Genomic DNA, 22,117 nt, shown 5'->3' with positions numbered 1-22,117 from the left:
GGGGGGGGGGGTAGAGACTATTTGACAACCCGAAGAGCAGCCTCTTTTGCAAACACACAGTGCTCCTCATGCAAGAACATTGCGCAAAGCGCGCGAGCAAGTTAAATGGATGGTCAAAGAGTCGAGTAGCTACCTCCCATTGCTGGGAGGCGGCCCTCTAAGAACGGAGCGTGCGACTTTCACCGCACTCCGCTCAAGCTCGCATAAGGCTGAATGATTCTCAACCCGGCAGATTTTGAGCTGTTGGCGCGTATATATCTGTTGTTTTGTTCCTTGAACCGCTGTTCAAAATAGTCTTTGAAGCGAGGATCAAATGGCGTGGCATCTGCCTTGATTTTCTTATGACGTCGGATCAAAGTTTCGCTGGCCTGCTTGAGATAAAGTGGCTTTTTATTACCAGATTTATCTTTCACAGTACAGTAAAAGCGCCATTGATCACCTCCCACCGTAGTGAAGTACTTTCGCATAATCCACCATCGTCCTTTATTGGGATGCTTCCTGTACATGCACAGTTTGAGAGCCATAAAAATTTCATGATCTATCGCGGAGAACACTTTAGAAGAGACCACACTTCTGTAATAATTAGTCCAGCCAATGATTTTCTGATTCAATAGATGGATTAATTGTTCTGTTGGAAGTACAGCACACTTCGTAATGCAGTTTTTGATATCTTTTATAAATGCTGAAATACTGGCCTTTGATGGCTTAATCTGCAATTTTCCATTCGGGTATTTTCGAATGTTGAATCCAAGAAAATCGAATCCTGTTTGAATCTGGGTTATTTTGGTTTTCTCGCGGGAGAGTTCAAGTCCTACTTTCTTCAGGGCTGTTTCAAGGGATGGGATTACTTCATCACGTAGCAGTTGCTCGCTGGATGCAGTGACAATGAAGTCATCGGCATAGGAGATCATATTGATCTTTTTCTTTTGCCGAGTTCTTTGTGTCTCACCTGTATTTATCAGCGTGCTTTCTAGACCTGATAAGGCCATGACCGCAAGAGTGGGTGAAATAATACCGCCTTGAGGTGTTCCTAATTCGGTTAGGTGGGTTGCTCCTTCGTCGACATAACCTGATTTTAGGAATTTCCTGAGGATTACCTTATCCATCGTGATATTCTCTAATAACCAGTTGTGGTCGATGCGATCAAAACAAGCTTTGATGTCACCCTCTAATACCCAAGTCGCCGCATGTTTGTGAGACAATGCGCAGAAACATTGTTCTATTGCATCGTGGGCTGATCTTTTTGGCCTGAAACCGTAGGCGTTTTTATCCGCTCTTTCTTCAGCAATAGGCACAAGAGCGGCATGCCATAACGCCTGCATCGCTCTACATTTCATGACTGGAATAGATAGTGGTCGTAGCTTCCCAGATTTCTTTGGAATGTAAATTCGCCTTAAAGGTAACGGCTTGTAGGCCTTTCTTGAGAGAGAATTTACTGCTTGCATTTTGCTTTGTGGAGTTCTCCAAGTGATGCCGTCTACACCAGCAGTTTTTGCGCCGACGTTGCTTGTTACACGTTTTACAGACAGACACTTTCCGTAAAACGATGAGGTGAGCAGTCTTTGCAGAGCTTTCACCTTGCCTGTTCTGCCTTCCCTCTCTGCCTTGGCGATACGCATTTGGAGCCGAAATACATGCGCATTTATCTTTGACCAAGGTAATTCTTGCCAAGATTGATGACGCTCTGTTGGAGATGCACCAGTGAGTTGTTTCACCGTCATTTGCGTTTCCCCATACTTACAGTTCTCCAAATTATCTCGCTATTTTGAACCAGTCCAAAGTGGGCTCACTTTCGTGCCAAGTGATCTACACTTGTATCCGATTCATTACAAATCGGCATTTGCTTACTTGGACATCCTGTTTCTGCAGTGCTTTAGTGCGCCTTACGGTTCACCTACCTTTATTCCTAAAGGAGCATTACAGAGTTTCCACGTTCCGCCAATAAAGCACATAGACTTAGCCGTCTGCTGTAGACCGAGAGGTGTTGTTGACGACGAGGAATTTGCCCCACGGATTCCTCCTCCCTCTGTTTCCCATGGTGATTCAGTCGTTTTCCATAGTTAGAGATGACGGTCTTTTAAATTGCAGCTTCAGATGTCTTCGACATATCTATTACCTAGCGCTTACCCGGATTACGACTTCCAGGAGGATTTGCCACTCGCGTTTTTAAATCCCGCGTTTGCACGCTTCGCCTCATTGTCCGACCCGCTCTTTATTCAGGATCGTAGGTTCACCCAGTCGTATGGATGGTGGTATCTTCTATCAAGTACCACAGCTCTATTTGGCGACCTCGTGTCGCACTGGGGTTTCTCCCCGGCGAATCATCAGTTACTTGCATCGATGGTGTATGTGGTGGGTGAGAACAACAGCATACTGGTTATACCAGGACTTGCTTTTATGGTTTTTGGACTCATGCTGGGATGAGCATGTGGCGGCTTACGCCGCCGGGCTTCTTCATCGACATGATGTCAATTCGGTCAAATCTGAGACACCAGGTGATGCTTATCCAACGTCATCTGTTCTTCAAGTTGCGATTTAAGATCGATAAAATCGTTTGTTCTTACTTTACATAATGCCGTCATGGCAATCAAATCGTCGTCAACCGCCCACCGCGACGCAACACCCCACCCCAGCACCGGCACGCGACCCCACCGGCCGGTCCAGGGGCCCGCGGCCCCACCTTTATATATTGCAAAATCAACCGACAACTTAGAATCAACACTAAACCAATTTTCATCCTTTTTAGTAGTCCAATTATAGAATTGTTTCGATGATTTCGGCTGGGAGGTAAACTTCGGCACAGGATAAAAAGGTTCATCAGAGCAGTACTCATAGACAACATGTATAGGAAAAAGATTTTCGGCACTACCTGCACCTTCTATCCATTGCTTATCAATGGCATCCCAATTTTTATCCCCTGGTGCGTTTATTGAGTCCACTTGTGTTTGCAGCTCTTTCATGATGGTATTATTGAAATCAAAATGCTTTTCAGTGATTGTTTTCCCATTAAGCTTATAAGTGACTCCGTCTGCGTTCACTTTGTTGTATTGAGCAATCAATTGTGCGAATACCTTTCTGCCTTCTTCATTCTGAGGGATGCACGCAATCATTGCTGCCCACATATGTTTATCCAGGGCCCACAGCGCATATTCAAAACCACTTATGTTCTCAAATTCTCGCCCAGAACAATCCGTAACGGCGCCCCTTTTAAAAATTAAACTCATGTCCTTCTTTAGCATTGCTTTAACCGCATCATGTTCCCCGCGTGTCACATGATGCAATAATTTACGAACATCAATCATAGGCTTAAACAAAGCCAAATGATATTTTGATGTCTGAGCTAAGTTTACTAAATCACGGTTTGATAAATTTTGAGCGGTTTCAGTTTTAAGTTCTGGTAGTAATTCATTAAACTTCTCGAATTTGGATTGCATACGTTCACCTTAATTCTATTCACTGGGGATAATTTAAGAAAGAATTATATGTGAATTAATTGAAAATATAAAGAGCTATGTGATTTTAAATTGTGCACAGAAAGAGAGTGCTCGGAAATATTATTACATTAATGCGAGGTCACACCCGATAGCTGAATTGATTTTAGCTCACTTTTTCGTGTCCTAAACCGATTCGAAATTGGCGCTGGATTTTCGAAATAGGACACTAATTAATTGACACATATCACATCAAATTCATCACCTCAATCAATAACATCAATGACGCTCCTAACCATCATTTTTTTGGAAAAGGTACATTGCTTTCTGAACGACATCCAATGATCGAATGAACCATTAAAAGCAACATAAAGTGACCAAACAAACATCTAGGATACCTCTACTTATATTTAATGCCTGCCTTAAAAGGACAATCATGATATCATTCTATGTGCTGATCGAAATAAATAGCATAAAGAATAGGACTATAAGAAATTATTTTATAACCAATTGGTTTTCTTGGAGACAAAAATATTGTGAAGAAATGTGCCATCACCCTAATGAGCTTGATATTCATTAACTTATATTATCCTACTGCTTTCTCCGAAAAGCCCAATCAACGCATGATGAACAATCAAGCAACACATTCTTTGAAATCAAAAAATACCATGCAATTATCTATTCAAGAGATAAAGGATAAAAAGGACAAGAAACTGGTGTTAATCAAATTAATTGACACCAAAAGCAATAAACCAATCACCTTAAACGATCTTATTGAAGCACATACACAAAAGATTCATTTGTTGATTATCGATGATAACCTCCGTGACTACAGTCATGTCCATCCAGTCGAAACAACGAAACCAGGTATCTATCAATTTGAATGGCACCCTACTCTTAAGAACGCCTCCTATCGAGCATGGGCTGATCTGATACCGACTAATACAAGAACCCAAGAATATGTAGTTGTTGATTTACCCTTCCCAAAGATCAAAAAGAGATTGGGAAATCCTATTCATCGACAACCATTATTTGAAAGTAGTGTTGATGGCTACCAATTCAAATTGTCTTTCGATAAAACACCATTGCACGTCGGTCAAGCAGTCATGGGCAAAATTGACATCACCGATGCAAAGGAAAACCCAGTTCATACCTTAGAACCCATTATGGGTGCTTATGCTCACATCGTTGGTTTTAATGAGGACTTTAAAACAGTAACTCATGTTCATCCAATGGGCAAGGAACCTACAAATAATACTGAACGAGGAGGACCTGAATTGCTATTTCATATAGAGCCCAACAAAGTAGGATTTATTAAAATGTTTGTTCAAGTACAAATCGATGGGAAAACACTGTTTGTTCCGTTTGGAGTCACAGTAAATTCATAAAGATCTTGCTGGATTATGAATTCACAGGGGCCTTAAAATAAGACTAAGGTCCCCAAAAGAAAAAGGATCATTTTTATCGGTTCTATAAGTATAAAAGACCATTCGTTGAGGAATTTTTCTGGTTCCTCGTTGAGTAAAAAATAATAAGCCTTGTTCATTGATTTCACGAATGGCAATAACACATCCATGAGGAATAGCATCTTTACCAGTCTTAGATAATATAGCGTTCTGTGGATTAGGTGCTCCTTTTTTCAAGTTCTTCCGAACTCCATGATATTAAAAGGATAATGGGACTTTTCTTAACTACCGCAAATATTTTCTGATTTCAATAACAACACCAATCAGCTGAGCCTCATTAGCCTGCTTGATACTTACCGTGGCCCATAATTCGCTATTCGGCAACAACTGAAATAGACAACCATCTGCTTCACCATATCGACGCAGTACAGTTTGTTTTTTCTCTGTTAGATAAACCAAGACATATTGACCTGGATTGGGTTGCAATTGAGTATCAATAATTACTATATCACCCGGATTGAGTTCAGGTTGCATGCTGCTATCTTCAACGGCAGCTGCAAATAATACAGCGCTTTTGAGGGATAAATTAAAATTATCAATGACAACTGTTTTCTCATACGCAAATGTGTCTTGCTGTCCTAAAATTTCTCTCGCATGTGGGGCATCTTTCATACTCAATATAGGAATGTGTCGAAATTTATTATCAGGATTCTGAATCAAATCGCCTTGAGGATTATCCGTTAAGCATAACAAATAAGAAGCAGATACATTTAACTGATCTGCAAGCAATTTAGCTTCCAACGGCCCAGGGCTTCGCGTTCCTTGCTCCCAATTACTAATTCTTGCAGGAGATAGTTCTGCTGTTCTTGCTGCTAATTCTTTAATCGTAATACCCAGTTCTTTACGAGCTTTGGTAATACGATTACCTATTTGTTCTCTAATATCCATTGTGATCCTTCAAAAAAATAAGACATACCCATTGACAAAAACACGTTTCGTTTTATATTATGAATTAATTAAAACGTTTTGTGTTTTATAAATTAGTGATACTTACCATATTTAATCATAATTTTATTTAAAAATCACATCCTGTTTTATTTTTTTCATTTTTATTCATTGATAATAGGTCATGCTATGGAATTTTTTATTATCACCCATCAGGAACTTTCTGCACTCAGTGGTTTACCTTATCTACAACAATTAACTTATCTTCAAGGCATTAAACCCTACGTTGATTACAAAACAGGGTTAGTCGGTATTCGTCGTGGTATTAGTTATCAATCATTGAGTGAAGCGCTTTACATAGAACCTCATTCTGGTATTAAAAGTGGCAGTCCAAGTAAGGATCAATTGCGACGTGCTTTGAAAGGGCTTGAGAAGGCGGGGTTAATTCAAATCCAGTCTTGGGAAAGGAAGCTTGTTTTACGTTGTTTATTACTGGGCAGGCATGATTCTGTTCATAATAAAGCCGCCATAAAAACACATGACTATAGCGCACCTCAAGAACCACAAAAAAGTCTATTAGACTCAACAAAATCCAATACGAATAAACTAGATCCCGACACAACCCCAAAGGGTGAACCCGCCACTCCTCAAGATAATAATAATTATTTTTTTATTTCTTTATCACAAGCCTTTGATGTCTTCTGGGATCTGTACCCTCTGAAAAAAGAAAAAGAAAACGCTTTTGAGGTATTTAAAAAACTAAAGCCTTCTCAGAGCTTAGTCCAGCAAATCATAGCCCGCTTAACCGAACAAATTCAACTTGAGACCAAAAAACGCGTCGAAGGAGTTTGGGTTCCGTCCTGGAAGTATCCAGCAAATTGGTTAACACAGCGATGCTGGGAAACAACATCAACAAATCTTGAAGCCAAGGAGTATGACCATGCAATCCATGAAACAAATCGTAAATACGCATCATCTACAAACAGCATCAGGACTACAGAGTTGCGTGAAAGCCCAAGTTTCAGTGACGCGGAGTTCCAAAACCTCTGGAAATTGCATTGAGCAAGTCAACAAACTGTTTCTGAAATTTTCAACCTTCTATGGACACATATGGCGTAGCCAATTCAAGAATGAAGCTTATTCAAATTTTGCACGTCAAGAATGGTCAAAAGCACTAGAAGGATTCGATGTGCAGTTAATTGAGCAAGCAATTGATGAGTGTCTTAAAAACCGCGAAATGCCGCCTGCGCTGGCGCAATTTATTGAGTGTTGTAAGCAACTATCATCCAGAAAAAAACAGTGTTTTCACAGAGAACCTTACAAACCTTGTGACCCTGTTGTTGCCAACGCACACCTGAAAAAAATAAAAGCAATCTTAAACATGAAATAAAAATAACCGGAGAAAAATAATGTTGGTACTGACAAGAAAAAAGGGTGAGCAAATAGTGATCGATAAAGGACAGATTGAAATACACGTCATTTATCAACGAAGAGGTGTAGTCGCTTTAGGCATTAAGGCCCCAGCTCATATTGATGTTGATCGAAAAGAAATTTTTTTAAGAAAACAAACCAATCCTCAAAACAACGATAAAGAGATATCAAAATGAAAATTAGCGTTCAAATATCTTTAATTGGCGCACTGGGTCTAACATCACTCTGCTCTCTTGCAGCCAATGTTACCCAGATAAACCGCTATGCAACCGTTGCTAACAAACCACTGGCAGCACAGATCAATCCACTCCTCGCCATTCAACAAGTCCATTTTCCTCAAGAAGTACAAACCATAGGTCAGGCAGTTGAATGGTGGTTAAAGTTTTCAGGATTTTCTCTGGTATCAAAAGAAAAACAACCTGAAAGCCTGCAAACTGTCATGCGCCAAGCCTTACCTCAGATTGACAGAAACCTCGGCCCTTTGACTGTTAAGGACGGTCTTGAAGTCCTTGTTGGCCAACAATCTTTTGTCTTGATCGAAGATCCCTTATTGCGGCAGGTAAATTTCAAATTAAAAGCTGGAGTGCGAAATGGGGGTAAATCATGATCAATCGCGCAACAACCTTAAAGTATTTATTGGCAGCAGGTTTAAGCTTGGCGGGTGTCATTGTTGGCATTAACTCTTTTCCAACAAATAAAATGAATGATTCAGATGTTATTTCACATCGTCTTGATACGTTGCAAGCACAGCTTGGTGCTTTGCACGAGGAAGTTAAAAAGCCCGTTGAGACAGTAGATTTAACCGCGATTAACCAGGATTTTCATAAACTGACCTCCTTGATTGAACAGCTCAAAAATCATAATGAAACAGATATTAATCGCCTGATCAATGATAATCGTACTGAATTAACACAAAAGTTGGATGTCTTGCGTGAAATGGTGAGGTCTTTGAATAAAAAGCAGCATCCCATTAAATACCTGCCCATTAACACCTTACCGTTTAAAGTCATTAGTATAGACAGCATTCAGCAAGTCAGTGTGGCTACAGTGGCTTATAACTTTAAGACAGTGCCTCTGGAAAAAAGCGACCAATTAGCTGGCTGGACAGTATTAAGTATTGACTTCGGTCTACAACGCATGGAATTGGAAAACGGTAATAAAGAGCATGTTGTGGTGAAGATGGATGTATTGCAGGGGGAATCTGATGCTTAAGTATTCTGCTTTCCTGATTCCAATATTAGCCTGTCATGCAGTACATGCTGATCTGACTATTCCAGGATTAAATCAACAGCCCTTAAATCACTTTGCCATTGAAGATAAAACATTGGCAAGAACAGGATTAACGACTAATGAAGACGATCTGACCTCAGAGCAAAACATCAATAAAATTACACTGACCGATACCCAATTGCATGAAGCTAAAGTGTGGGGATTAACAGCTGATGAAGAAAAACGTTATGTCCTGCTCATGCAAAATAAAAGTAAATTCTACTACAAAGGCTTAAGACAAACTCCTATTGATATTCTGGGTATTAATGCCAGAAATGAAACCGAACGCAACCATTTTGCAGAATTAGCAGCAAGACAGGAAGCCCAGAAAGTAGCTAAAAATATTGCCTGGAACAATGCTTTTTACAAGGCCTATAACGAGTTGTTTGTTAATGTCCCTGTGGTTGGTGATTTTGACCCATCTCCTTATTCACCCTATGCCCACAAACCGGTGCAATTAAGCCAGGGCGATACGCTGTATTTCTTTATCAAAGAACAAGATGCTGTAAAAACCATTTTGCTGATGCTCTTTGATGCCATAGAGCAAACACCAAATTCACGGTTGCATTTGATGTTACTAGACATGAATGATACGACCATCCAAATCTGGGGAAATCAACATCAAATACCACAACATCTTGTAAATGGTGGCCGTATTACCCTTAACCACGGCGAACTAAGCTACCAATCTCTCAAGATCAAAAAGTCACTACCGATGTTGCTACTCTCCCAAAACGGTCATTCCAGCATTGTGGATTTAGGGAAGTTTTAATATGAAAAATTCAGCCATACTCTTTGGATTGTTGATGATTACCTCCTGCTATGCCTGGCAAGCCATTAACATGGAGCAATTCATTAAAGAAAGCCAAGCTCAGATCACCGAAGAATCTTTAAAACTACAAGAAAAGTTGGATGCAAGACTGCCCGTATCAAGTAAAGCCACTGCTGGCAAAGTAGAAAAGCGAACACTCACGCTCGTTAATTTCTCAAACCCTGTGTTCATCATTGGGGATGATACGAACTCTTACCACTGGTTGCAAAAAAACGCGAAAAAGCTGGAAGAAGCACAAGCCTTGGGCTTTGTCGCCAACATTAATACCAGTGAACAACTTCAAGCGTTACAACGCCTCACCAAAGCGCCTTTATTACCGGCTAACGTTGATGACTTAATGGAACTCTTTCAAGAAACCCATTACCCACTCGCTTTCTTTGGGGAGGAATTATGGCAATAAGGACGGCAACGCCCAAACCATCCAAAAAAACAGTCATGAGCTTTATGCTGCTTGTTTTATTAGACTGGTTAATCCTGATGGGGTGGGTATCCAGTCTTTGGTGCTGTTTAGGGTTTGAAAAAGCGTTTAGTTCAGTTACCACACTTTCTCAAAAACAAACACAAGCAATTACGGCATTTAACGGAGTGATGGTTGCTAACACTATTAAATCCTGGTTAAAAACCATTCCTACTCAAGGTGTTGCCAACAAAGCGGCGCAAACAGGCTCCCTGATTAAAAAAGGACTGGTTGAGGTGATGCCTGATGAAAGCAACGATTTAAATGAAATAGCACAAGATTCTATCCTAATTGCCAATCAAGTTTGGTTACTGATGGGATTAACTACACAAGTGATGTTCATCAAATTGGTTATTTTGATTTCGGCTATCCCTTTGTTTTTATTAATGACCGTTGTTGGACTTGTCGATGGATTAAGTCAACGCGCTATCCGTACCGAATCATTAGGCCGTGAATCATCTTATGTCTTTCACCAACTCAATCGCCACGCCAAGCGAGGCCTTTTACTGTTATTAAGCTTATGGCTTGCGCTGCCCATAAGCATCACGCCTGCCTTTGTTTTTGTACCTGCAAGCCTATTATTAGGCATCATGGTTTCAATCACCGCAAGTCGATTTAAAAAATATTTGTAGGAGAAAAACATGAAACGATTATTGTTATTACTCATATTAAGTCTGCCAATGGCCTCTCATGCGAGTGACGATGCACTCAACCAAACGCTGGTCAGAATAATTAATCAGATTAATGCCATCATGCCTTTGCTTGATGAAGCAAAAACGGAAATTGAACCCAATACCCGCATCCAATTGCATATAGAACATTTTGAAGGCTCTGAAGGAAAAATACACGCAGGCCTTCGTACCGATTTACTGTCCATTCGTAATGCGCTGATTGATTACATCAATAAACCAGCCATTGAACCTAAAACCATCAAGCCGTTAGCGTTGGATTTTATAGGAAAGTGACTATGAGCAAAGTAGATATTGCCAAAACTTTTGCTTCCAGTTTTAAACAAGCAGCTGGCGATACAACTGCAAGTGCCTTTTCCGGCAGCATCCGATTTGTCGCCATCATGCTAGTCATTATTGGCCTTATTTGGTGCATTAATCAATTCATGGGCAATACAGAAAAAGAACAAGAAGGATTTCTTATCCTTCTAGGTTCCCGCTTAATCCGCATTGTTCTTGGGTTTTGTTTATTCATTCTAATTTTAATCGTTAAGGGGAATTAATCATGAAAAAGTCAATTGCAGGAGTCAAACAATGGGGGCAACGAATGGGTGCAGGACTCATTACTTTAAATTATGCGCCTGCATTGTTTGCCGACAACTGGTTTCCAAAAATCTCTAATGCCGATGACATCAGTGATGGTAATAAAAGCATGATGACAGTTACAGGTAACTATGTTCGTCAAGGCCTGGGATTATTGCTTTTTATTGCTGCTGTCATGAGTTTTATTAAATTCATCACCACCATTCAGCATGGCATTGAAGAATCCAAGAAAAATGATGGTTCTATGGTGGCCTTTGGTACGTTTGCGGTGATGGGGATTACTTATCTTGCCATCAGTATTGTAGCAGGTTATGTCGGCTACAGCATGATTACCAAATTCAAGATTTAGGGGGATTCATGAATCAACCCTCCTCACGTCATCTGTCGTTTGATTATGAAGCCTATAAAGGGTTAAGCCTCAGAGAGTTGTTCTGGATAGTAGTGATAACAACACCGCTGATTAGTATGGGATGCACCTTGGCAGGGCTTTTTATTGGCTACCCGCTGGCCTTCGGCTGTGTTGGTTTCATTGTGGGTTTTGTTGTATCCATTACTTTTTGTCCTAAACGGGCAGCTGCTATTAAAGCAGGTAAACCTCACGGCTGTTTAATGAAAAAAACCATGTTGTTGATGGCAAAGTGGGGGTTAAGACGCTCCCCCTACATTCACCATCAAGGTGCCTGGCAAAAATCCAAGATTGTGAGGTAATCCCATGTTTCATTACTGGAAAAAAGTAGACAGTTTAAATCATATCAATCGCTTATTATTGGCCTTTGTGTCCGTGCTCATTATGATTGTATTTGGCCTCATCATCACATTGGCCAAAATACCCAATCGTTTTGAGTTTTGGTTAACACCTTCTATGAGTAGTAACGGTGGATTAATCAAGGAAAATGCCATCCCCAAAGAGTACGTTCAGGGTTTTGTTGCCACACTGCTACCTACCTTAAACACCTGGTCACAAGGTGGTAAAAAAGAATTTGCTACTAATCTTTCAGGTTTCCATTACTACTTCACCCCGCGCTACCAGGCATTAATGGATAAGACTCTGATTGCTTATAAGGATGCTCAGCTTTTTAATCGAATACAAGTGGCAAGTCTTTATCGGTTTATGGAAAACGAAGATGTCAAAGTAATCGCTCATAACACATGGGAAGTTCATCTGGTTTTACGCATTACCCAGCGCCTAAAAGACGATAGCCCCATGGTCATTGCAGACAAGATTGTGGACTACCATGTACGTGTGGTCAAGGTCAATCTCTCGCGCTTACAAAATCCTTTCCAACTGGCATTGGATGGTTACACCCAACCAGAAACACTAATCACCGATTTATTGGCAACCAATACAAGAGGTACACAACATGACAACAACTAAATGGTTACTCACCATAATTGCCTTAATTAGCAGCCAATACGCGCTAGCTCTGGATGCAGAACATGTCTTGTGGGATAAAACACCCATCCCTGTCGAACTATCCTTGAATGAGGAAAGGCTCATCCATTTTCCTCAAGCCATTAGTATTGTAGATAATGAAGCAGCCTCTCAAACCGCGCTTTTGAAAATTCAGGATGCTTTGTATCTGAAAGGCAAGGACGTTTTTAAAAACAAAAGGCTCTTGGTGCAGCTCATGCCTCAAGGTGAGGTCATTATCTTAAACTTAAGCGTTAATGATAAAACTCATGATGTAAAACCAATAGAAGTACTTTTGGAATCCAAAGAAAATACCAACTCCCCTCAAGAAGTGGTTAACCCGCTGGATTTAAATGCAGTAACACTGACGCGCTTTGCCATCCAATCTTTGTATGCCCCACAAAGACTGTTGGTTATTCCTGATAGTGTGGGGCGTGTTCCTATGCAAACCCGAAAACAAGTAAGGCTTTTTTATGGTGCCAGCATCGAAGCAAGACCATTGATTTCATGGCATGGTGGTGCATTTTATGTAACTGCGGTGGAATTGAAAAACCTGCTGAACAAGGAAGTAATTGTTGATCCTCGCCAAATGATGGGTAACTGGCAAACCGCTACCTTTTACCCCACCAACACTTTATCACCTCGTAGCAATAAAGAGTCCACTACGGTATTTCTGGTATCAGACAGGCCCTTTGGTACAGCGCTTTCCGCAAGTCGGGAGTACGTACGATGAAAAAAAATGCTGGACTCAAAATATTAACCGTAACGGTGATCGCTGTTGTTGCACTCATTATGATAAATGGCAAACATCATGACCGTGAACCCGAAGTCACTCGCACCGATCCCAATAATCTGAATGAAGCCATTGCCAGCCAGTTTAATGACAACATCCGTGATGTTGCTGCAAGACTACAGGAAACCGAAAAGAAACTTGCCAATCTTGAATCGGAAAACAAGCAACTCAGAGGCAAAAAAGAAAATGTGCAGGCTTCTTATAATCCTGAGGTGATTAAAGAAATAGAACAACTAAAATCCGAATTGGCCAATGTCAAAACCAGTCAGGAATCCCAACAAAACTCTCAACCCTACACCGTCAATGGAGAATCGACTCTTGCCAAAGAACAAAGTGTTAAGGACATCGATGCTTTATTAATGAAACGTGAAAGTAATCCTAATGAACAAGCCTATTGGGAGGGATTAAAGAAAAAAAAGCAAGCATTAACCCCAAAAGTTAAAACAGCAGCTTTAAACAGTATAGATAAAAAAAGTATCCCCTATTACACCATTCCAGCAGGCTCTGATTTAGGCAGAACTACCTTGTTATCGGCACTGATTGGTGAGGTGCCAGTTGAAGGCAAACTCATGCAGCCTTTATTTCCCTTCTCAGCCATTATTAATCGTGGTGATTTAATGGCTGCTAATGGTATCCCTTTGCCTCCCAATATTTCAGGTATGAAAGTTAATGGTTATGCAATCGGTGTTGGTTCTTTTTTGGATAACATCAGCTGTGTTCGAGCCTATGTGACCTCTGCTTTGTTTGTTTTTGATGACGGCCATTTTGTGACTGTGGGTAAAGAGCAGATGACCGGAACAGCTGAAATGGTCAATAACGAAAGTTTAGGTTATCTCACCACCGCTTTTGGTAATCCCTGCATTAAAGGCCAGTATTTTACTAATGCTCCAAGAGTACTTACGGCACTCGTGGCTTCCGATGGGATTAAAGGGTTTGGTAATGCACTGTCTCAGTGGCAAATGACTTATACCGCCAATGCCAATGGTGCAACCGGTATCCCTACCGGTTCTATGGGCAATTATGCCTTGGGTGGTGCGCTTTCCCAGGGAACAGTCAAAGCTGCTGATTGGCTGGAAAAACGCATTCAAGGCAGTTTCGACATGGTTTTCGTTCCAGCATCTCAAGGATACAGACCAACACAGCTTTCATTTCACGTCACACAAACCATCAACCTTGATAAAGAAACCAATGGGAGAGTATTAGATTATGGCCATTTACAACAAACTGCACACGATTTTAGCCTTAGGTAGCGTCTTGGTGCTTAGTGCTTGCGCCTCAAAGACAGTTGGCTCCACGGCTATTCCCGAAGGAGGATTGACTGTTAGCCAACTTTATCAGCAAAGCTTAGGTGATGCCATGCCTGGCTGGTCTGTACCTAAAAGACAGGCGAAGACCGTGAATTATTCAGGGTATACACGAGATGCTTCCAACGAGATCCAACATTTGTTCAAGCCTTTGGATAACCCACAAGTTCCGATTTATGTGTTTCCTCATGTTGCTGTCATTGGTGATGAGCAATTGTTAAAACCAGGCTATACCACAGCCTTTTTTCTCTACAAACAAAATCAATTTGCACTAGCTTCCGAACACTATTAAGAGGTAAATAATGAAATTATTCAGCCAAATAAGTGACTGGCTGTTAGGACAACCCAATAAACCAGCATTAACGCAACAAAACATAAAAAAAAGATTTGAGAATCACAACCCTTCCTTTGCCAATCAATTGTCTATGGTGGATTTCAATGATGAGCTCAATTTTTTTTTACTCAATGATGGAGTCAGCATTGGTTCAGGTTTTGAATTAGCGTCCATTCCAGCGGAGGCCGCCTCTACTGAACATTTACACGCAGTGTTTAGCAAAATTCGAGATACTTTTGCCACGGTAGTCCCTTTGCACAAAGAAGATCCCTGGGTGATGCAAATGTATGTCAATGACGAATACACTTTGAAACCTGTTCTCACTCATATTCAACAAAGCATTGCACCAGACATTGCTGAAACATCCTTTACTCTTGACTATTTGGCAAGGTTGGATGATCTGTTTTGTAAGATGACAAGACCCGAAGGATTGTTTGTTGATCCCAAAACCGATGCACCTTATCGCGGCAGACGAAGACGAATCAGGGTTTTATTTTATCGCCTCTATCAAAAAACGCAAACCACCAGAGAGCTGGCACTTGCCGAGCATCAGGAAGTCATGGCTCAAATTGAAAGCAAATTACTATCACCTGGTCTTCAACTAAAACAACTAACCGGTAAAGATTATTATCAGTGGTTGGTGCGTTGGTTTGCAGCCAACCCCGAAGAACTATTAGCTCGCTTTCCTTATCCTAAAGACAAAAAACCCGCAGGTTATACCCTAAGCCAGAATGTTTTGTTTCATGAACCACAAAGTGACGAGCAAGGTTTTATATTTGATGAGATGGTCCATCGTATTCTTTATATTGATGGGCTGAAAGAAGCGCCTGAAATTGGTCTTTTATCTCGTGAAAAACCACAAGCCAATCCCAAACATCGGTATGCACTTTTAGATAAGTTGCCTGAAGGCGCTACCTACACCATTCAGGTTATCTTTGAAAATGATGAAGCCTTAGACGCGCATCTAATGCGTCTTGAAAAAGGTGTAGTAGGGACAAGCCTTAAACCTTCACAAGTCAGAGAAGACATAAAAACCGCACGAGATGAATTGTCTATAGGAAACCGTCTGTTTTGGGTTAATCAATCCATTTTTTATCGTGCCAACACAAAAGACCAAGCAGTACTCATTGAAAAAGAACTAAAAGAATTATTCATTGAAGCCAAAATGCCTTTGATTTCTTCTTGTTTCGACATTCATCCCATTAACAGTTATCTCAATGCCTTACCTTTTAATTTCAATCCACAATATGCTCGCCAATACTTGCGCTTTGACCGATTGATGTATGCATCCGAATTAGCCTCTTTACTGCCTATATATGGACGTAATCAAGGGGCAAGACACCTTCCCTGTTTCACCTTTTTTAACCGTTTGGGAGAACCAATACTCTTCGATGTGTTGCATCATGATTTTATCAGCCAAAACTCCCACATGGCCTTGTTTGCTAATTCCGGTGGCGGCAAATCAGTGGCTACAGGCTGGATGATTAATTCGCTGATGGCCACTAAAAATGCCCGCATCATTCTTTTTGAAATGGGTAATTCTTTTGATCGTATGCTCCTTCATGCCAAAGCGCATGGCAAAAAAACAAAGCAGTTATTACTTAGCAATAAGAAAAATGAAGCCGTTCCATTAAATCCATTTTGTGAAGCTTATAAAGCCATTCCTGAAATTACGGACAGTCTGAGTGCAGAACAAGCAACCTTAATTGCGCAAAAAATTAGAACAATCAAAGAAAATCTCGAACAGCCTGCCAGCTCAGAAGAGTTGGCCTGTAATGATGGCTCTCGCTCGTATCTAGCAGAGCTGGCCTTAGCGTTGCGTACCATGATTACTGAAGCCAATGCACTGGAAGAAGAGCAATTTACTCTGGCCGATGAAACACTGTTAATCGAAGTCTTAAGTGATGCCATCTTAACGTCTTTTAATCATGATATCCCGCAAATGCTAACTGAGCATATTATAAGTAGCTTTAAACGGCGACTGGATAAAGAAACAGTTCCTCGCAAAAAAGACCGCATTTTGGATATGCACGACCGATTAAACAGTTATGTCATTAACAGCGCCAAATCACGCTTTTTTAATGTGCCAACTGAACCTTTAGGAGATTTTGATATCTTCCATGTTGATATCTCCGCGATTAAAGATGATACCGGAAAGCTCGCTTTAGTGATGGTGTCTTTATTACCAAGAATATTGGCTATGGCAGAATCCACTCAAAACGACAACAGACCAACCTTTCTTTTTATTGATGAATCTCATTTGCAATTTCAAATTCCTTCAGTAGTGGCCGTGTGTTTACTGGTTGCCAAAGTAGCCAGAAAGTTAGGTCTTTGGCTGGTTGCTATTACCCAAAACGTCACCGATATGAATTCGGAAAAAGCCACCAAGATTTTATCGCTAGTTGAAACCTGGATTTTATTAGGCCTTGATGAAAAGGAAATTAGCGATGTCAAACGCTTTAAATCATTAACTCCACAACAAGAAGCCTTAATTAGAGATATTGATTCGCAAAAAGGCTTATATGCAGAAGCGGTTTTATTAGGCTCACGTTATCAAGGATTATTTCGTGTCATTCCACCTCGCTACTTGCTTGCTCTTTTAATGACTGAAAAATCAGAAAAAGCACAGCGCCATACTCTGGAGAAACAACATGATGTCCTTAAAGCCGCTGAATTACTTGCAGAACAACTCGAGAATAAAAAACAAAGCAAAAATCATGATGCTTATTTCTATGATGACTAGCTTACCCATCCATGCAAGAGAAAGCATAGAGCCACCCCATCCTATTAGCAGTTTTGGTATTGCCACCAAGGTATTGGGCAGAATCTTTACCAACAGTCACTACAAGGTAATTGGTTCCTGTACTTGGGCAGTAGGAAAATTTCCGCCTAAGCTGGTAGCTGTTCCTGCAATCGAACAGTTTTTACCTGACTTAATTGTCACAGTGGCCAATCGCCCCGAAACCAACCCATGGATTGAAGCGCGTGCCCTTTATGAAAACCCGGCAAGCCAAGCCTTGTATCAAAAAACCTATCGACTAGCGACTGGTTCAGCGCTAGGGTTTGGCGATGATGCAGGACAAACCTCAGCCATGCACATCAATGAAGAACGCACACGGGTTGTAGATGTAATTGGCAGCCCTGCAGGTCTTTATCGTTTCCCTTATTTGTCACATAAACCTGAAACACGTTTTGGTTCTCCTTACTACATCAGTGAGGCTGATGCCGTATCAGACCGCACTGAGCTTGCTGAAATTGCTTATATGGCAACTCATCCACATCTGTTATTCAACCACGACATAGGATCCGCAACACAGTCGTGGGGACATGAAATCCCAAGGCTTATGCGAGTCACGCAGCCCTCACGCTTTAGAGCATCCGTTGTTGTAGCCCTTCATGCAGCAGACATCGTGACCAATAAAAACAGTCTTCACGTGGCCCAGAGCACCAGTAATTCTTGTGGTGCTAATTGCATAGTAGCCAATGTCATATTCGATGGCCACAACAAAAACATCATCTGGCAGGAAGTATACCCCAAAAACCGCAACATCAACTTTAATGATACCAGCGATATGGATGTAGAAGATGACAAAGCAGGAAATGGAAATTATGTCTTTGTAGTTTGGCGAAAATATCGAGGCTGTATTGCCCATGAAGGGAAATTGGTTCATGCACTTTCATTCCCCAAAGTGGGACATCCTCAAAAACGATAGGAGTTAATCATGCACAAACTGTCTATGTCTTTACTGGCATTGATGCTACCAAAAATGCTCTTTGCCAGTTCTTTTATGCCTAATGAATCGGATTATTATTACAAGTTGGGTGGCTCATCCAATCTATATGTACCCCCTGTTAATAATGACCAAACCATCACTATTGGTGGTAATGTCGATGGGCGGCTTGGCTTTACCTGTAATGGGTTTAATCCTGTAGTATCCATTACCAATACCTTTCAGGATATGAAGTCTTCTGCCATGAATATTCCTGGCGGCATTATTGATAACCTCAAAGGATCTGTTGCAGGCTTTCCACTGTATAAGCTACAACAATCCATGCCTGCGCTTTATAACGTACTGCAAAATACGGCCAGTTACGCGCAGAATGAATTTAGTGTCAAAGTCAAAGACTGCCAGGATGTGAAGAAGACCTTGGAAGAAGGCCAATCGCCTATGGAAAGCATGCTTTCTGTGTCTGATAGTCAAGGCTGGCTTGAAGCAGCAAAACGAGCGAAAACTGAAAATGTAGATGTGACTTCAACAGCTAAAAGTATTGCTAAAAAACGTGACGAATATGGACTGCCCTGGATAGGTCGGGAAAGCGGAAATGCTGGTGGAACATACCAACGGCCTATCAAAGTCATTAACGATGTAGTCATTGCGGGTTACAACATTTTACTGAATCGCAAACCGCTTAATAATGAGAAAAAACCAGATACCAAAACACCCATGACACATACTTGGCCAACACCTGCTGATGCCAGTCAATGGGCAGTTAAAGTATTAGGTGATATTCATGTAAGCACCGCTACAGATGCAGATAAAACCAAACACGATGCCAAAGCTGGCATTGGATTATCCGCGTTATTGCAAAGTTGTGACAGCTCCAACACCTGTACTTCCAATGTGTCTAAAGCACTGTGGAATCTAGTAGACAAGCAATGGCCGTTGACTGAAGAAAAACTCAAAATGGTTAGTGCATCCAACTTGATGATTACAGATGAAATCATCATCACCATACAACATATGTCGCGTGAAGAACAAATATTGACTGTTTCCAAATTGGCCGAAGAAATTGCTGTACAAAACATGCTCGATAAGGCCTTGATGATGCGTCGTATTTTACAAGCTGGTTTACAAGTACAAGAAGTACAAAACTTAAAGCCCGCGCTTGATATGGTGAAATTTGCCTTAAAGAAACTCGATGATGACATTCATTCTTTAGCTTTTGAAAGCGAAGTCCGTAAAAAAATGATGACTGAAACCTTAGGTCTTTTGATGGATATGCGAGGTTCCGATATAGCCAAAGGCTTGCCTGGTGATGACCATGAACAATCGCAAGTTAAAAATGGCGCAGTCTATGTGAAACCTGATTCCAAAGGAGCATAACATGGTTGTATTTAGCCCTTTATCCTTGTACACCACCTATTTAGGCTGGCAACAATACGAGGTAATTTTTAATGCCCTGTGGCAAACAGGACTGCTGTTTCTCGGTTTTCTCATGGTGGCTTACCGCTTTTTAAAATCAGCTTTAGCCTTGCCTGGATCTACAACTTATGCTGCAGAACAGGCTTTGAACAACTTTCTTTATGAATTAGCGGTTACTTTTCTAATTTGCGGAATCTTTATCTACCCCTGCGTGCCATTGGAAGAAAAAGCCATGAGTTTTAAGCCCATGTGCGGTATAAAAAAAGGAACAGATGCAAAAACCTCTACGTTAAAAGATACAAGTACTACTTATGATGAAGCATTTGCAGACGTACTGACCCCTAATGTCAAAATGCCTATTGGTTTTGCACTCTTGCAAAATTACATGTCAGGGATTACCTACGGCTTGATGAAAGTGACCGGTTGCACCGACAGCTTACAAGCGATTGAAGGCGATTTAATTTCCACCTATTTACCTGCCGATGTTCGTGAACAAGCATTGAATTTTCACAGACAATGCTTCCTTGAGGCCAGAAGTCAATATCATAATGAACCGCACGACAAAACCAAGGTCAATGACATTTTAAAAAAATACGGTGGTGAAGAAGATTTAAAATGGGTGGGTTCCAAAGTCTATCAAACACTATACTATGATAAAATTTACGCAAGACAACCCGTAGCTGGCTTTACCTTTAACGAAGCCCCGAACAAAAATCTCGAAAAAGCAGCAGAACGTGGTGATATTGATGCCAAACATCTGCCAGAGCAAGGTTATCCCACCTGCAATCAATGGTGGAAAAAGCTCAAAACAGATTTGGTGCAAGTAGCCAATAACGCCAGTGTCTTTGACAGCCACCTGAATTACTACGCGGTTTTGGACAGGGTACGTACGTTCAAAAATAACCATCCTAAAGCTTGGGGTTCGCAGTTAAGTTCAGAAGACTACATTGCCAAGATGTTGCTTAATGACAGTCGCGACATGCAGGCTAACAGTATGAAAAACCTAATGGGAAATACCAATGGGGCTTTTGGTGGTGCCATTTCTCATGGGTTAGTAAATATTGGGCAATTAACAAAATCATGGACATCAACGCCATTAAAGCGTGAAGCTATTATGCAAACACTACCTGTCATGCAGGCCTTTTTGTATTTCTTCCTGATTATATTGACTCCTGTGATTTTGGCTCTAAGTGGTTATAACCCTAAGGCGTTAGGCAGTATTTGCGGTCTGTTTATAATGGCGATATTCCTGCAATACCTATGGCATCTGGTGGGTTTTGTCGAACGCAGTGTGCTTGATCCTTTAGGACAAAACGATGCCATTGCAGCCATGCGCAATATGGCGGTTTTATTCTACTTTATTGCACCCATGTTGCTCTTAAAATTGTCCAGTCATTTTGGTGGAGAAGCAGGGGCAGCCCTTGGTGCATTGGTTAATGACGCAGCGCAACACAGTAACAAAGTTGCCAACTCAGGTGTAGATACTATCAAGCAAGGTGCAAAACTAGCCAGCATGGGGAAAGTAAAGTGAAGCTAGTCTCCATGAATATGTCTGGCGTATTCAGAACCACTGATTGCACCGTCTTCATAAAGTTCAGTTGCCTTCCCCGCAACATAGTGTGGTTTATCTTTTTCATCGGAAGCAAAGGCAACGATCGCTTGCAAAACAAGAAGACTTATCTTGCCAAATATTTTCAATCCCTTCCAAATCACCGACTGTGTTGGGTTGTTCTTCCTAATCATAAGGAGTTTTTCCATGTTAAATAAACGATTCTATAAATCCATTATAGGCATAAGCAAATTCATTCTGCCAGTGGTATTGCTTTTGTTATTAGCACCTCAATTGATGCGATTCAGTACTGAATTTAGCAGCATGAATGACTTTTTCAAAACCCATCAAATAGGTTTTTTACTCTGTCATATGCTGTTTTATCTAGTTCTGTATTGGGCTTGGCCAAAACTAATTACAGGCATGATAAACCAACGCCAAGATGAACTTGATGAGGTTCAAATTAAATTGGCTTTGCAGGCAAAATATTACCTGCTTGCGGCGCTAATCTTTTTTGAATTACTGGTTTGGTGGAGATAA

At 41.0% G+C, this 22,117-nt stretch carries 27 protein-coding genes; 22 read left to right on the top strand and 5 right to left on the bottom strand.

Going from position 1 to position 22,117, the window contains the following annotated elements; translation table 11 throughout:
* Window positions 1–179: 179 nt before the first annotated feature.
* Both ltrA and Lrub_RS03860 read right to left on the bottom strand, forming a co-directional pair.
* Window positions 180–1,721 (bottom strand): group II intron reverse transcriptase/maturase, encoded by a 1,542-nt coding sequence (gene ltrA, locus Lrub_RS03870; protein WP_065235711.1) that lies wholly within the window; start codon window positions 1,719–1,721, stop codon window positions 180–182.
* A 756-nt stretch (window positions 1,722–2,477) separates the two neighbouring features.
* The gene (locus Lrub_RS03860; RefSeq protein ID WP_058530890.1) at window positions 2,478–3,434 is read right to left on the bottom strand and encodes a hypothetical protein; all 957 of its coding nucleotides are present in this window, start codon (window positions 3,432–3,434) and stop codon (window positions 2,478–2,480) included.
* A 533-nt stretch (window positions 3,435–3,967) separates the two neighbouring features.
* Here Lrub_RS03860 and Lrub_RS03855 point away from each other — a divergent pair.
* The gene (locus tag Lrub_RS03855) at window positions 3,968–4,819 is read left to right on the top strand and encodes a hypothetical protein (RefSeq protein WP_058530889.1); all 852 of its coding nucleotides are present in this window, start codon (window positions 3,968–3,970) and stop codon (window positions 4,817–4,819) included.
* 21 nt (window positions 4,820–4,840) lie between these two features.
* On the opposite strand, the gene Lrub_RS15045 is transcribed toward Lrub_RS03855, so the two are convergent.
* Together Lrub_RS15045 and Lrub_RS03850 are read right to left on the bottom strand one after the other, a co-directional pair.
* Window positions 4,841–5,074 carry a hypothetical protein gene (locus Lrub_RS15045; protein WP_237760747.1) on the bottom strand — a complete coding sequence of 78 codons (234 nt, stop codon included), beginning with the start codon at window positions 5,072–5,074 and terminating at the stop codon, window positions 4,841–4,843.
* A gap of 48 nt (window positions 5,075–5,122) precedes the next feature.
* Window positions 5,123–5,785 (bottom strand): LexA family transcriptional regulator, encoded by a 663-nt coding sequence (locus tag Lrub_RS03850; protein ID WP_058530888.1) that lies wholly within the window; start codon window positions 5,783–5,785, stop codon window positions 5,123–5,125.
* Between the two features lie 186 nt (window positions 5,786–5,971).
* On the opposite strand from Lrub_RS03850, the gene Lrub_RS03845 reads away from it, so the two are divergent.
* From Lrub_RS03845 to Lrub_RS03750, 20 genes are all read left to right on the top strand, one after another.
* A complete protein-coding gene (locus Lrub_RS03845) occupies window positions 5,972–6,844 on the top strand; it encodes a hypothetical protein (RefSeq protein WP_058530887.1) in 873 nt (290 codons plus the stop codon).
* Between the two features lie 127 nt (window positions 6,845–6,971).
* A complete protein-coding gene (locus Lrub_RS15040; protein ID WP_237760746.1) occupies window positions 6,972–7,172 on the top strand; it encodes a hypothetical protein in 201 nt (66 codons plus the stop codon).
* A gap of 19 nt (window positions 7,173–7,191) precedes the next feature.
* Complete coding sequence (locus Lrub_RS03835; protein ID WP_015961504.1) at window positions 7,192–7,389, top strand: carbon storage regulator; 198 nt, start codon at window positions 7,192–7,194, stop codon at window positions 7,387–7,389.
* Window positions 7,386–7,820, top strand: coding sequence for a PFGI-1 class ICE element type IV pilus protein PilL2 (pilL2, locus tag Lrub_RS03830; protein WP_058530885.1), 435 nt, complete (start codon window positions 7,386–7,388; stop codon window positions 7,818–7,820). The genes Lrub_RS03835 and pilL2 overlap by 4 nt, the downstream gene beginning before the upstream one ends.
* The gene (locus tag Lrub_RS03825) at window positions 7,817–8,425 is read left to right on the top strand and encodes a hypothetical protein (protein WP_058530884.1); all 609 of its coding nucleotides are present in this window, start codon (window positions 7,817–7,819) and stop codon (window positions 8,423–8,425) included. The genes pilL2 and Lrub_RS03825 overlap by 4 nt, the downstream gene beginning before the upstream one ends.
* Window positions 8,418–9,254 carry a TIGR03759 family integrating conjugative element protein gene (locus Lrub_RS03820; RefSeq protein WP_058530883.1) on the top strand — a complete coding sequence of 279 codons (837 nt, stop codon included), beginning with the start codon at window positions 8,418–8,420 and terminating at the stop codon, window positions 9,252–9,254. Before Lrub_RS03825 ends, Lrub_RS03820 begins: the two co-directional genes overlap by 8 nt.
* A 1-nt stretch (window position 9,255) precedes the next feature.
* Entirely contained in the window at window positions 9,256–9,714 is a 459-nt protein-coding gene (locus Lrub_RS03815) for an integrating conjugative element protein (RefSeq protein ID WP_058530882.1), read from the top strand.
* On the top strand, window positions 9,705–10,403 hold the full coding sequence (locus Lrub_RS03810) for a TIGR03747 family integrating conjugative element membrane protein (protein ID WP_058530881.1): 699 nt from the start codon (window positions 9,705–9,707) through the stop codon (window positions 10,401–10,403). The genes Lrub_RS03815 and Lrub_RS03810 overlap by 10 nt, the downstream gene beginning before the upstream one ends.
* A gap of 9 nt (window positions 10,404–10,412) precedes the next feature.
* Window positions 10,413–10,736: a hypothetical protein gene (locus tag Lrub_RS03805; protein WP_058530880.1), complete on the top strand. Its 324-nt coding sequence runs from the start codon at window positions 10,413–10,415 to the stop codon at window positions 10,734–10,736.
* A gap of 2 nt (window positions 10,737–10,738) precedes the next feature.
* Window positions 10,739–11,002, top strand: coding sequence for a hypothetical protein (locus Lrub_RS03800; RefSeq protein WP_014843982.1), 264 nt, complete (start codon window positions 10,739–10,741; stop codon window positions 11,000–11,002).
* A gap of 2 nt (window positions 11,003–11,004) precedes the next feature.
* Window positions 11,005–11,391 carry a hypothetical protein gene (locus Lrub_RS03795; protein ID WP_016356960.1) on the top strand — a complete coding sequence of 129 codons (387 nt, stop codon included), beginning with the start codon at window positions 11,005–11,007 and terminating at the stop codon, window positions 11,389–11,391.
* Window positions 11,392–11,399: 8 nt separating this feature from the next.
* Window positions 11,400–11,750: a TIGR03750 family conjugal transfer protein gene (locus Lrub_RS03790; RefSeq protein ID WP_058530879.1), complete on the top strand. Its 351-nt coding sequence runs from the start codon at window positions 11,400–11,402 to the stop codon at window positions 11,748–11,750.
* Between the two features lie 4 nt (window positions 11,751–11,754).
* Window positions 11,755–12,417: a DUF2895 family protein gene (locus tag Lrub_RS03785; RefSeq protein ID WP_058530878.1), complete on the top strand. Its 663-nt coding sequence runs from the start codon at window positions 11,755–11,757 to the stop codon at window positions 12,415–12,417.
* Window positions 12,404–13,186, top strand: a complete 783-nt coding sequence (locus Lrub_RS03780; RefSeq protein WP_058530877.1) for a TIGR03749 family integrating conjugative element protein — start codon at window positions 12,404–12,406, stop codon at window positions 13,184–13,186. Before Lrub_RS03785 ends, Lrub_RS03780 begins: the two co-directional genes overlap by 14 nt.
* Window positions 13,183–14,496 carry a TIGR03752 family integrating conjugative element protein gene (locus tag Lrub_RS03775; RefSeq protein WP_058530876.1) on the top strand — a complete coding sequence of 438 codons (1,314 nt, stop codon included), beginning with the start codon at window positions 13,183–13,185 and terminating at the stop codon, window positions 14,494–14,496. The genes Lrub_RS03780 and Lrub_RS03775 overlap by 4 nt, the downstream gene beginning before the upstream one ends.
* Window positions 14,453–14,842, top strand: coding sequence for a TIGR03751 family conjugal transfer lipoprotein (locus tag Lrub_RS03770; protein WP_058530875.1), 390 nt, complete (start codon window positions 14,453–14,455; stop codon window positions 14,840–14,842). Before Lrub_RS03775 ends, Lrub_RS03770 begins: the two co-directional genes overlap by 44 nt.
* 10 nt (window positions 14,843–14,852) lie before the next feature.
* On the top strand, window positions 14,853–17,627 hold the full coding sequence (locus Lrub_RS03765; RefSeq protein WP_058530874.1) for a conjugative transfer ATPase: 2,775 nt from the start codon (window positions 14,853–14,855) through the stop codon (window positions 17,625–17,627).
* Entirely contained in the window at window positions 17,602–18,597 is a 996-nt protein-coding gene (locus Lrub_RS03760) for a TIGR03756 family integrating conjugative element protein (RefSeq protein WP_082651435.1), read from the top strand. The genes Lrub_RS03765 and Lrub_RS03760 overlap by 26 nt, the downstream gene beginning before the upstream one ends.
* A gap of 9 nt (window positions 18,598–18,606) precedes the next feature.
* Complete coding sequence (locus Lrub_RS03755; protein WP_058530873.1) at window positions 18,607–19,989, top strand: integrating conjugative element protein; 1,383 nt, start codon at window positions 18,607–18,609, stop codon at window positions 19,987–19,989.
* A gap of 1 nt (window position 19,990) precedes the next feature.
* Window positions 19,991–21,559 carry a conjugal transfer protein TraG N-terminal domain-containing protein gene (locus tag Lrub_RS03750; RefSeq protein WP_058530872.1) on the top strand — a complete coding sequence of 523 codons (1,569 nt, stop codon included), beginning with the start codon at window positions 19,991–19,993 and terminating at the stop codon, window positions 21,557–21,559.
* A 2-nt stretch (window positions 21,560–21,561) separates the two neighbouring features.
* On the opposite strand, the gene Lrub_RS03745 is transcribed toward Lrub_RS03750, so the two are convergent.
* Window positions 21,562–21,786, bottom strand: a complete 225-nt coding sequence (locus Lrub_RS03745; RefSeq protein WP_237760745.1) for a hypothetical protein — start codon at window positions 21,784–21,786, stop codon at window positions 21,562–21,564.
* On the opposite strand from Lrub_RS03745, the gene Lrub_RS03740 reads away from it, so the two are divergent.
* A complete protein-coding gene (locus Lrub_RS03740) occupies window positions 21,785–22,117 on the top strand; it encodes a hypothetical protein (protein ID WP_058530871.1) in 333 nt (110 codons plus the stop codon). The two genes, Lrub_RS03745 and Lrub_RS03740, sit on opposite strands and share 2 nt — an antisense overlap.

It is taken from the genome of Legionella rubrilucens, from assembly GCF_001468125.1.
Classification (GTDB): Bacteria; Pseudomonadota; Gammaproteobacteria; order Legionellales; family Legionellaceae; genus Legionella_C; species Legionella_C rubrilucens.
Note: the sequence above shows the minus strand (reverse complement) of the source record. Positions and strands in the feature narration are given on the sequence as shown.